Annotated in this window: 8 protein-coding genes; 5 read left to right on the top strand and 3 right to left on the bottom strand. The window is 37.0% G+C overall.

What is annotated here, in order from left to right; all coding sequences use genetic code 11:
• Window positions 1-511 precede the first annotated feature (511 nt).
• Both aspS and VNJ50_RS00345 read left to right on the top strand, forming a co-directional pair.
• Window positions 512-2266: an aspartate--tRNA ligase gene (gene aspS, locus VNJ50_RS00350; RefSeq protein ID WP_325577959.1), complete on the top strand. Its 1755-nt coding sequence runs from the start codon at window positions 512-514 to the stop codon at window positions 2264-2266.
• An 84-nt stretch (window positions 2267-2350) separates the two neighbouring features.
• On the top strand, window positions 2351-2587 hold the full coding sequence (locus VNJ50_RS00345; RefSeq protein WP_325577957.1) for a hypothetical protein: 237 nt from the start codon (window positions 2351-2353) through the stop codon (window positions 2585-2587).
• Here VNJ50_RS00345 and VNJ50_RS00340 read toward each other — a convergent pair.
• A complete protein-coding gene (locus tag VNJ50_RS00340; protein WP_325577955.1) occupies window positions 2584-3033 on the bottom strand; it encodes a nucleoside deaminase in 450 nt (149 codons plus the stop codon). The genes VNJ50_RS00345 and VNJ50_RS00340 overlap by 4 nt on opposite strands.
• 61 nt (window positions 3034-3094) lie before the next feature.
• Here VNJ50_RS00340 and dxs point away from each other — a divergent pair, with 61 nt between their 5' ends.
• On the top strand, window positions 3095-4873 hold the full coding sequence (dxs, locus tag VNJ50_RS00335; RefSeq protein ID WP_325577953.1) for a 1-deoxy-D-xylulose-5-phosphate synthase: 1779 nt from the start codon (window positions 3095-3097) through the stop codon (window positions 4871-4873).
• Between the two features lie 10 nt (window positions 4874-4883).
• On the opposite strand, the gene VNJ50_RS00330 is transcribed toward dxs, so the two are convergent.
• Both VNJ50_RS00330 and dgt read right to left on the bottom strand, forming a co-directional pair.
• Window positions 4884-5009, bottom strand: a complete 126-nt coding sequence (locus tag VNJ50_RS00330; RefSeq protein ID WP_325577951.1) for a hypothetical protein — start codon at window positions 5007-5009, stop codon at window positions 4884-4886.
• A gap of 72 nt (window positions 5010-5081) precedes the next feature.
• Window positions 5082-6425 carry a dGTP triphosphohydrolase gene (gene dgt / locus VNJ50_RS00325; RefSeq protein WP_325577949.1) on the bottom strand — a complete coding sequence of 448 codons (1344 nt, stop codon included), beginning with the start codon at window positions 6423-6425 and terminating at the stop codon, window positions 5082-5084.
• 179 nt (window positions 6426-6604) lie between these two features.
• On the opposite strand from dgt, the gene VNJ50_RS00320 reads away from it, so the two are divergent.
• Window positions 6605-9340 (top strand): TonB-dependent receptor, encoded by a 2736-nt coding sequence (locus VNJ50_RS00320; RefSeq protein ID WP_325577948.1) that lies wholly within the window; start codon window positions 6605-6607, stop codon window positions 9338-9340.
• Window positions 9341-9442: 102 nt separating this feature from the next.
• Window positions 9443-10636: a hypothetical protein gene (locus VNJ50_RS00315; RefSeq protein WP_325577946.1), complete on the top strand. Its 1194-nt coding sequence runs from the start codon at window positions 9443-9445 to the stop codon at window positions 10634-10636.
• The last annotated feature ends 129 nt before the right edge of the window (window positions 10637-10765 follow it).

The raw sequence follows: 10765 nt of genomic DNA, 5'->3' as shown, positions 1-10765 counted from the left end.
TTACGCGACAAAATCTTCCAAGATTTACCAACTACACGGTTTTCCCTACCAACCATACAATATGTTGATAATACAAAGCCTAAATTTATGATATTTGTTGAAGGGGATTTTATTTTATTATCCAAAAACAATTATGAAGTGATCGTGGGGATTCACTTTTAGTTTAGATTAAATGCTATTAATCATGAAAAAGTCAGAGGTCAACTCTGACTTTTTTAATAGAAATTACCAACTGGCAACAGACAGGTCTTAATTATAAGTTGTGTTAATTATGTTAGTTATAAGGAGATGAAAGGAAGTGTAAGTGCTTCCTTTTATCATTCTAAAGCTTTTGCAATTCAAAAACGAAAACACAATGTCTTATCTTCTTTTTGGTTCAGCTATTAAACCTGGAAGACAAAACTCAATACTATCATATATTTAAGATATACTAAAACGCAAACAATTGTTGTTCTCTTTTTATTTGATACTCATATAACTTCATTAAATTTGCACTTCAATTTTTTACACTATGTATAGAAGTCATAATTGTGGTGAGTTAAGAGCATCACATATCAATACGGAGGTTACACTTTCGGGATGGGTACAAAAAACACGAAATAAAGGCTTTATGCTTTGGATCGATTTACGTGACCGCTACGGCATTACCCAACTTGTTTTTGATGATGAGCGTACACCTAAAGCACTGATGGAACAAGCGCAGCATTTAGGCCGCGAATATGTTATTCAGATTAAAGGAACCGTCATTGAACGCGCTTCAAAAAACGCTAATATTCCAACTGGAGCTATTGAGATTCTGGTTTCGGAATTGACTGTTCTAAATTCAGCTATTCTTCCTCCCTTTACTATTGAAGATGACACGGATGGTGGCGAAGAACTGCGCATGAAATTCCGCTATTTGGATATTCGAAGAAATCCTGTTAAAAACAGTTTGATTTTCAGAGCTAAAGTAGCGCAGGAAGTTCGTAACTATTTGTCAAAAGAAGGTTTTATAGAAGTAGAAACACCCTATTTAATAAAATCTACTCCAGAAGGTGCCCGTGATTTTGTGGTACCAAGCCGAATGAACGAAGGCCAATTTTATGCGCTTCCACAAAGCCCACAAACCTTTAAGCAATTGTTGATGGTTGGCGGAATGGATAAGTATTTCCAAATCGTGAAATGCTTTAGGGACGAAGATTTACGTGCCGACAGACAACCAGAATTCACACAAATTGACTGTGAAATGGCATTTGTGGAGCAAGAAGATATCCTGAATGCTTTTGAAGGATTAACCCGTCATTTATTGAAAGAAGTCAACGGCATTGATATTGAAGAGTTTCCACGCATGACCTATGACGACGCCATGCAAAAATATGGTAACGATAAACCAGACATTCGTTTTGGGATGGAGTTTGGAGAACTGAATGCCGTTGCTCAACACAAAGATTTTGGCGTATTCAACACTGCAGAATTGGTTGTTGGAATTGCAGTACCTGGAGGAAACAGTTATACCCGAAAAGAGATCGACCAATTGATTGATTGGGTAAAACGCCCGCAAATTGGCGCATTGGGCATGGTTTATTCTCGTTATAATGAAGACGGCACTCACAAATCGTCGGTTGATAAATTTTATGACCAGGACGATTTGGCAAAATGGGCAGAAATAACCGGTGCCAAACCAGGAGATCTTATTTGTGTACTCTCAGGAGATGCCAACAAAGTAAGACCCCAAATGAGTGCTTTACGTATGGAACTGGCAACCCGTTTGGGCTTGCGCGATCCCAAAGTATTCGCACCGTTATGGGTGGTTGATTTCCCGCTATTGGAATGGAATGAAGACACCCAACGTTATCACGCCATGCACCATCCGTTTACCTCACCAAAACCGGGGCAATTGGAACTTTTGAAAACCGATCCTGGCACTGTAAAAGCCAATGCCTATGATTTGGTTTTGAACGGCAACGAAATTGGCGGAGGTTCGATCAGGATTCATGACAAAAAAACACAAGCCTTAATGTTCGATTATTTAGGGTTTACACCTGAAGAGGCCAAAGCTCAATTTGGATTTTTAATGGATGCTTTCCAATATGGTGCACCTCCACATGGCGGATTGGCCTTTGGTTTGGATAGATTGGTAGCTATTTTGGGCGGACAAGAAACCATTCGCGATTTTATTGCGTTCCCAAAAAACAACTCCGGACGTGACGTGATGATCGATGCACCTGCACCAATTGATCCAAAACAATTAGAAGAGCTAAGTTTAAAACTTGACTTAAAATCATAAGTAATTAAGTCCTGCATTATGCGGGACTTTTTGTATTAAAACTATAGGATGATCAAGCATTATTGCACGCAATTTTTATAAACAATGAAATATCTAATAATAATTCTGTCCATAGCAGCTTTAGCAAGTGTGGCTGGTGGATTTATTTTTGAAACTGAATATTCACAAAAAATGATAGGTTTTGGTGTAGCAGGCTTATTCTTTTTGGTATTTCCTTTATTTTCTTATTACCGATGGAAAGATAAAAAATTCAGTGATTATATGCTCACCAAGGAGAATTTGGAGAAAATGCGTGAAAAAGGAAAAGAGAACAAATACTAATTCAGGTTTCTTTTTTCGATAAAGAAACGTTTCAACAACTGGGCCGATTCATCTGCTAAAACACCACCGACCATCACAGTTTTTGGATGGAGCTTGGTCTTCAATGAGATACAACCTCTTTCGGTATCTGCTGCGCCATAAACAATTTTACTGATTTGGCTCCAATACAAAGCACCGGCACACATTTGACACGGTTCTAAAGTAACGTAAAGCGTGCAATTAACAAGATATTTGCCACCCAAAAAATTAGAAGCTGCAGTAATGGCCTGCATTTCGGCATGTGCAGTAACATCCCTGAGCAACTCAGTTAAATTATGCGCTCTGGCAATAATTCGGTCATCAATGACAATAACTGCACCCACAGGAATTTCGCCTTTATCAAAAGCATATTCAGCTTCCTGCAACGCTTTTCTCATAAAATAAATATCATCAAATGGATTTTCCAAAGCGCAATCTTCAAAAGTTAAAAATCAAAAATACAATTTCAAATGCTACCTTTGTAATGAGATGAAAAATTTATTGGAGCAAATCAATTTCCCTTCCGATTTAAGAGCTTTAAATCAAGAAGATTTACCACAACTCGCCAAAGAGTTGCGGGAATTTATTATTGATATTGTGGCCACCAAGGAAGGCCATTTAGGTGCCAGTCTTGGCGTGGTCGAACTGACCATTGCCCTTCATTATGTCTTCAAAACACCCAAAGACTTGTTGGTTTGGGATGTTGGCCATCAGGCTTATGGACATAAAATATTAACCGGAAGAAAATCGATTTTTCATACCAATCGTCAATTGCATGGCATCAGTGGTTTTCCAAAACGAAGCGAAAGTATGTATGACACTTTTGGCGTTGGACACTCTTCCACCTCTATTTCCGCAGCTTTAGGAATGGCAATTGCCTCACAGTTAAAAGGTGAGAACAAACATCATATTGCCATTATTGGCGATGCCTCCATTGCCAGCGGAATGGCTTTTGAAGGTCTAAACCATGCTGGCGTCACAGATGCCAATTTATTGGTTATCCTCAACGATAATGCTATTGGAATTGACCCAAGCGTGGGCGCACTAAAACAATATTTAACCAATGTTAAAAAAGGCACCCAAAAGCAAGACAATATTTTTGAAGCCTTAAATTTTGATTATACCGGACCTATTGATGGGCATGATCTGGATACCATTATCAAGGAACTTCAACGCTTAAAAACTATAAAAGGCCCTAAGTTTTTGCATGTCATCACTACCAAAGGTAAAGGATTGAGACAAGCTGAAGAAAACCAAGTTACTTATCATGCACCTGGAAAATTTGATTCCACAACGGGAGAATTGATTACAAAATCGGCATCATCACTCACAAAATTCCAAGATGTTTTTGGTTTGACCATTGTTGAATTGGCCGAACAAAATCCAAAAATCATAGGCATCACACCAGCAATGCCCACCGGAAGTTCTTTAAAATACATGATGGATTTAATGCCCAACCGTGCCTTTGATGTAGGAATTGCTGAGCAACATGCCGTTACACTTTCGGCAGGAATGGCAACGCAGGGCATGGTGGTTTTTTGCAATATTTATTCGACATTTCTGCAGCGCGCTTATGATCAAGTAATCCATGATGTGGCACTTCAGAATTTGCCAGTAGTTTTTTGTTTAGACCGTGCTGGATTGGTTGGCGAAGATGGCTCTACACATCACGGTGTTTTTGATTTGGCATATTTAAGATGTATTCCTAACCTTATCATTTTTGCACCTCGTGATGAAACCGAATTACGAAACATCATGTACACCGCACAATTAGGACTTCAACACCCTATTGCCATCCGATATCCTCGTGGTTATGGTGTTATTACCAATTGGAAACAACCTTTTAAAAAATTAGAAATTGGTAAAGGTGAAATGCTTAAAGAAGGAAAAGACATTGCTGTTTTATCGGTTGGATTTATAGCTCAAAATGTAAAAGAAGCGATTTTAAAATGTTTTACTGAAAATGCTGTGGCGCATTATGATATGCGTTTTATAAAACCTTTGGATGAGGCACTTTTACATGACATTTTTAAAACTTTTAAATACATCATTACCGTTGAAGATGGCACCATTAAGGGCGGATTTGGATCGGCAATATTAGAGTTTGCTGCAGAACACAATTATCAAATTCCTATAAAAACATTAGGTATCCCTGATACTTTTATCGAACATGGCAGCATTGCTCAATTACAAGAATTAGCTCAATTAGATATTAATCATATTGCTGAGCATATTGGTTTGGTACTGCGTACACACACGCCCAATTAAACACAATATATTATTGTATTTTATGAACATTAGCCTGAACAGCCGGGTGCTTTGTTTTTGATAAATCGTTGACTACAAATAGAAAAACGATGGTAACAAGTAAAATTACGATAGCAGCAATAGTAGAATTTTTCATGTTAAAAATTTAAACAGCCTTCAAATATACAATAACATCGATTAAAAGCAAATTTAATCGATGAAATGTATTTTAAAAATGCGTTCCTCTTAGCTTTTTATGAATTAAAATAGCTTTGCTATCCGAAAATTTTGCAACATAATTACAGATTCCCAATAAACTATGGTATATGTTTTCTTGGTTTAAATCTAAAGTTTTCGGGAATATTTTAAGAATCAATTTATGATAATTACTTAAAGTTCCCTGATGATGGTTAAAAATGGTATCTGTAAAAACATCCAAAATACCATCAACAATTTTAAATCCTGCTATTTCTTTATCAACCACTTCTTCTGATTGATAAACTTTTTCAACACTTATTTTAATAATATCTTTTATCTGCGCTTGATATTTAGAAATGTCCATTAACGATTTATCAAATGTTCCATTAAGAATCGCTTCTTCATGCGTCATAAACAACTCTACCGTTTCATTGATCAGCGTGCTAATGGCCAATGCACGCAAATAGCTAATCCGATCTTCGGTATTTGATAAAGCATGGTAATTGTTGGTATTAATGGTATCTCTTACCAATTTAATCAGATATTCCAATGCATACTCTTCATCGATCAATCCGAGGTTAATGCCATCTTCAAAATCGATAATGGTATAACAGATATCATCGGCAGCTTCTACTAAAAACGCCAAAGGATGTCGAGAATAACTCAAGTCTTCATTGGCAGAACGCTTTATAAGACCCAGTTCGTCTGCAATTTCAATAAAAGCTTCTTTTTCATTTTGAAAAAAACCATATTTCTTATCCGCAATATGTGCTGTTGGCTTTTTTGGCAAGGACTCTTTAGGGTATTTTGTAAAAGCACCAAGTGTGGCATAACTTAAACGCAAACCGCCCAAACGTCCTAATCGGCTTTCGGTCAAAATTTTAAAACCATTGGCATTACCTTCAAAATCGCATAAATCTTGATATTCTTTATCGGTCAAATGCGATTTGAACTGTTTGCCTTTGCCATTTTTAAAAAACTCGCCAATCGCCTTTTCACCAGAATGTCCAAAAGGTGGATTCCCAATATCATGGGCCAAAGCAGCGGCGGCTACAATAGCACCAAAATCGTTAGCCTGATAGCCATGGATATTCTGAAGATGCGGATATTTCATCAATATTTCCTGACCTACGCGCCTTCCTAAACTTCGTCCCACAACACTAACTTCCAAACTATGGGTTAAGCGGGTATGTACAAAATCAATTTGAGACAAGGGAATAACTTGGGTTTTATCTTGAAGACTTCTAAATTCTGAAGAAAAAATAATACGATCATAATCCACTTCAAATCCCAAACGGGTTTCATCTTGTTCTTTTCGGATACGCTTGTGGGTATCGCCAAATCGTTTTAATGATAATAATTGTTCCCAGTTCATAGTAAGATTTTATGCGACTGCAAGATACATTTTTAAGAAGTAAACCAAGAAATTGTCTTTGTATTAATTTACCTAAACCTAACATTCAACTAACTTTTATATAACCTAGGTTTCATCTTAAGTTAACGTCACTCTTGCACATCATCACTTTCTTTGCAATGAATAATCTTAACAAACAAATGAAGTACATTTTATTACTATTGCCCATAATTTTTACCTCAATTGCCAATGCACAATCTAAAGCCTCAATAGCAGGAAGATTGATTGATAAAGAATATAATGATGAGCCTTTGGCTTTTGGAAACGTGCTCATAAAAGGCACAACTATAGGTACAACATCAGATATAGATGGTGTTTATAGTTTTGAAAATCTAAACGAAGGGAACTATACGCTGGTCTATAGCTTTGTTGGTTATGAAACCCAAGAATTAGAAGTAGCGTTAGAAGCCGGAAAAAAAGTGAGTATTGATGTGGATATGGTGGCCAGTGCAGCTGCTTTAGATGAAGTGGTCATTACATCAAACACGCGAAAGAAAACTGAAAGCGCTTTGTTGTTAGAACAAAAAAATGCCATTGAAATAAAACAGAACATTGGTATTGAAGAGTTATCTCGAAAAGGCGTAAGCGATGTAGCCAGTGCCGTTATCAAAACCACAGGCATTTCAAAACAAGAAGGCTCAAATACCATTTATGTACGCGGCCTTGGCGATCGTTATAACTCTACCTCACTTAACGGACTTCCGATAAGCTCCAATGATCCTGAAAAGAAAAATATTTCGCTCGATTTGTTTTCAACTGACATTGTTGAATATATAGCCATTGATAAGGTTTACGGCCCTAAAATTTCAGGAGATTTTGCCGGTGGAAATGTTGATATCACTTCTATCGATCATAAAGGAAAAGGGATGTTTGACATTTCATTAGGTACAAATTTAGGAGCCAATACAATGGATAAATTTAACGCTTTCAAACTACAGGACGGACCCAACAAGTTTGGTTTCTCATCGTATGGCGTTCCCAACAATCCACTTAGTGGCTATAATTTTCAAAACAGTTTAGCACCCGTAAAAGAAAAACCATTAGGCTCGGCAATTGGTTTAAAAGCAGGACGTTCTTTTAAAATTGGTGAAGAAGGCAGCCTTAATCTATTTGCAACTGCAAGTTTTGACAATGGGTTTGAATATCGCGACGGCATCAATCAAAGTGTTAATGCACAAGGTGCAAAATTAAAATCTTTCAATCAAGAACGATTTGCCTATAACACCAATACCACTGGAATGTTCAATGCCAATTACCGCATAAACACCAACCATAAAATAGCATATAATTTTTTAATGGTCAATTCTTCAAGCCAAACCAGAGATGCCTATCATGGCTTTATCCGCGATATTGCCGAAGAAGATAACGGACTCATACAACGCAACACTTATGTTCAAAATACTTTAATGATCCATCAGTTATTAGGAAATCATAAGTTATCGGACAAATTTAATTTTGATTGGGCTGCGTCATACAACAAAGTTGAAGGCGACATGCCAGACCGAAGCCAAAACACCTTAAAATATTCTGACACTCGTGGCGGATATTTATTTGCACAAAACACCATTACAGATAATCACCGCTATTATCAAAACCTGATAGAAGATGAGTTGGCAGCCAATTTGGCCATCAGCTATAAATTGAATGAAGATGAAGATGGAAATTCCAAAGGAAAAGTAAGTTTGGGCTATAACGGCCGATTTAAAAAACGTGATTTTGAAGCCATTCAATTCAATTTCAGAATTGCAGGATCACAATTGAATAGCGTTGTTGATCCTGATAATTTGGATGCATTCCTTAACCAAAACAACTATAACAATGGTTGGTTTGGCATCGAATCTTTTGCTGGATTAACGCCTCAAACTTATGATGGTGAACAAATCATCCATGCCGGTTTTGCAAGTTTGGAATACTCACTTTCTGATAAATTGAGTGCTATGGCAGGTTTACGTTTTGAAAAAGTAGAACAAACCGTGTCTTGGAGAACCCAATTGGATGCTTCTGGAAAAAGTAACACATTTAACAGAAACGAATTTTTGCCAAGTATCCTCTTGAAATATGAGTTGAACGAAAAACAAAACTTACGTTTCGCCGCCAGTAAGACTTATACTTTACCACAATTTAAAGAACGTGCGCTATTTATTTACGAAGATGTTACCGAAGTCAAAGTTGGTAACCCAGATCTCTATCCTTCGCAAAACTATAACGTTGATTTAAAATGGGAGCTTTTCCCAAAAAACTCAGAACTCTTATCATTCACTGCTTTCGGAAAATACATTCTGGATCCGATTAACGAGATTACCCTAGCTTCATCCACAAATGACATTTCATTCATAAACACAGGCGATTCTGGCTATGTATATGGTGCTGAAATAGAAGTTAGAAAAGACATTTTCAATTTTGATGAAGAATATTCCAATAAACTTTCAGCAGGATTAAATGCCTCTTATATGCAAACGCACCAAGACTTGGATTCTGATAAAATAAGAAAAGAAACCAATTATAACACCAATCTTACTCACGACACATCAAGCTTTACAGGTGCTTCTGACTTTCTTCTGAATGCGGATGTGTCCTATATCAAAGACTTTAAAAATGATGCAAATATAATGGCCACACTAGCCTACTCTTATAACTCTGACAAGCTTTATGCGCTTGGCGTAGAGACCAAAGGCAACTTAGTGGACAAAAGTGTGGGAACATTGGATTTTATCTTAAAAACCAAATTAAACAAAAACTTAGGCATCGATTTCACGATCAAAAACATTCTTAATCCAGCTATAGAGCGCGTTCAAGAAAATGCCTCCGAAAACATTACAGTGATGTCTTATAAACGGGGTGCTTTTTTTAGACTGGGTTTAGAATACAAACTTTAATTCTTAAAAATCATAAAAAAAATTAATTCGAAAATGCCCTTTATTTATCACAATACTATAATTAAAAAAAGAAAAACAAACAGAATTAACAACGTAAAAATTATGAAAACAACAAGCTCAAAACTTTTAGGAACGGCACTTATACTGGCCACAATATTGACCACGTCATGTTCAAACAATGACGACAATCCGACGGATGAAAATGGAGGAACTAGCTTTGTCCTGGATCGTGAAAATCTAACCGGAGAAATTAAAGATGGTGAAGTTATTTTAGAATCCGGAACTTATAAACTGACCGGAAAACTAATTGTAAATGCAGGTGCCAAACTCACTATTAAAGAAGGTGTTAAAATTGAAGCAACTACAACATCTAGTGAAGATTTTGCTTCGGTAAGATATATTGCTGTTGCACAAAACGGAAAAATTGATGTGCAAGGCAGTGCTTCAAAACCGGTAGTCATGACTGCATCAGTACAAAGCCCTGGCCAATGGGGCGGCCTTGTATTATGTGGAAACGCTCCAATCAACAAAGGAACTTCAGCATCAGCCGAAGTTTCTGACTTAACTTATGGTGGCGGAGATAGTGCTGACAGCTCAGGATCTATCAAGTACTTAAGAATAGAATATTCTGGTTTTTCTTATAATTCAGAAAAAGAATTCAACGGTCTTTCATTATTTGGAGTAGGTAGCGGAACAACTATTGAGTACGTTCAAGTTCACGAAGGTTCAGATGATGGTGTTGAATTTTTTGGAGGTACAGCTAATGCAAAATATGTGGTTGTAACCAATTTCTCTGATCAAGTTGGAGATGATTTATTTGACTGGACCGAAGGTTGGTCAGGAACTGGTGAAAACTGGTACGGCATCAGAACAAATGCAGGAAACAGAGGTATTGAAGCTGATAATAATTCAAACAATCATTTAGCAACACCTATTTCTAATCCAATAATTAAAAACTTAACATTGATTGGCATGGGAGCAGCTGATACAAGTTCAGAATCGCAAGCGATTAAATTAAGAGTGGGTACAAAAGCACAATTTGACAACTTAGTATTAAGCAATTGGAAAACAGGTTTCGACATTCAGCATGATGAAGGTATTGCTTATGTAACCGACGGAACTTTAGCGGCTACCAATGTTAGATTTGACAATGTTACCACCTTATCAGTAGGAAAAAACACAGCTGGCGACTCTTTTGATGTATCATCGGTATATAGTATCAACGAAAATGCCACAGGTGCTGGCAATGGAACTGCTAAACCTACTTGGGCTAATGGTTGGACTGTAGGTCTATAATTATAGTGTAAATTATTAGTACACGACTAAAATCAGTTTGATTTAATTCCCTGAAAATCGGTTTTGCCCCTCCCGATAGCTATCGGGACTAAAGGGAGCCCGATTTTCCTTGATTCACCCTTTAGGGCA

It is taken from the genome of Gelidibacter sp., from assembly GCF_035577925.1.
Classification (GTDB): Bacteria; Bacteroidota; Bacteroidia; order Flavobacteriales; family Flavobacteriaceae; genus Gelidibacter.
Note: the sequence above shows the minus strand (reverse complement) of the source record. Positions and strands in the feature narration are given on the sequence as shown.

Coding starts and splice junctions, on each gene's coding strand:
- aspS (WP_325577959.1), top strand. CDS start 512: ATGTATAGAAGTCATAATTGTGGTGAGTTAAGAGCATCACATATCAAT.
- VNJ50_RS00345 (WP_325577957.1), top strand. CDS start 2,351: ATGAAATATCTAATAATAATTCTGTCCATAGCAGCTTTAGCAAGTGTG.
- dxs (WP_325577953.1), top strand. CDS start 3,095: ATGAAAAATTTATTGGAGCAAATCAATTTCCCTTCCGATTTAAGAGCT.
- VNJ50_RS00330 (WP_325577951.1), bottom strand. CDS start 5,009: ATGAAAAATTCTACTATTGCTGCTATCGTAATTTTACTTGTTACCATC.
- dgt (WP_325577949.1), bottom strand. CDS start 6,425: ATGAACTGGGAACAATTATTATCATTAAAACGATTTGGCGATACCCAC.
- VNJ50_RS00320 (WP_325577948.1), top strand. CDS start 6,605: ATGAAGTACATTTTATTACTATTGCCCATAATTTTTACCTCAATTGCC.
- VNJ50_RS00315 (WP_325577946.1), top strand. CDS start 9,443: ATGAAAACAACAAGCTCAAAACTTTTAGGAACGGCACTTATACTGGCC.